Origin of the sequence: Paenarthrobacter sp. TYUT067 (genome assembly GCF_023656375.1) — a bacterium.
Lineage (GTDB): Bacteria > Actinomycetota > Actinomycetes > Actinomycetales > Micrococcaceae > Arthrobacter.
Map to the genome: position 1 here is coordinate 1 of NZ_JAMOIT010000049.1, position 791 is coordinate 791.

2 rRNA genes are annotated in these 791 nt (G+C 54.7%); both read right to left on the reverse strand.

Features of this window, described 5'->3' with window-relative positions:
• Positions 1 to 121, reverse strand: a 23S ribosomal RNA gene (locus MOD31_RS21835); the annotation flags it as partial.
• A gap of 564 nt (positions 122 to 685) precedes the next feature.
• A 16S ribosomal RNA gene (locus MOD31_RS21840) occupies positions 686 to 791 on the reverse strand; the annotation flags it as partial.

Here is a 791-nt window from a genome sequence, read left to right on the forward strand (position 1 = left end):
CATTCGGACATCCTGGGATCAACGCTCGGTTATCAACTCCCCCAGGCTTATCGCAGATTCCTACGTCCTTCTTCGGCTCCTAATGCCAAGGCATCCACCGTGTGCCCTTAAAAACTTGACCACACAAAGACCGGACTCTCATCCGGTCATGCATCATCTATTCGAGAGAACCACGACCACAAGGGCCAGGTTCATTCATAAGAAATTGCTGTAAGAACACACACACCAAAGCGTGTGTGTTCCAGATGCTCGCGTCCACTATGTAGTTCTCAAACAACAACCCCATCAACCAGACCACCACCCACCACAACCCCCACCAAAAAAGGGGAGCCATGCACACGAGCGGCCGTACCGGAAGCAGGAACAAAAGAAACACCAGAAGTGCCCCCTATGCATTGCTGCAAAAAGGTCCTGTTGCCTCAGGACCCAACAGTGCGCCAAACACAACCCCGCACCAACCACGCCCCAGCCACGTTCCACACAACCCACACCCCCACAAAGAGAGACACAGGCCGCCGTACTAGCACCAGGACACAACCGGTCAAGGCCATGCCAAAAAAATTTGATTCGTTGATATTCCACCCATGAGCACCCACCGCAGAACAGACGCCTGCGCAATGGGCAACACTGACAACCACCACCACACCCATGCAGGCACAGCAAGCAGTTGTTAGCAGCTCCTTAGAAAGGAGGTGATCCAGCCGCACCTTCCGGTACGGCTACCTTGTTACGACTTAGTCCCAATCGCCGGTCCCACCTTCGACGGCTCCCCCCACAAGGGTTAGGCCACC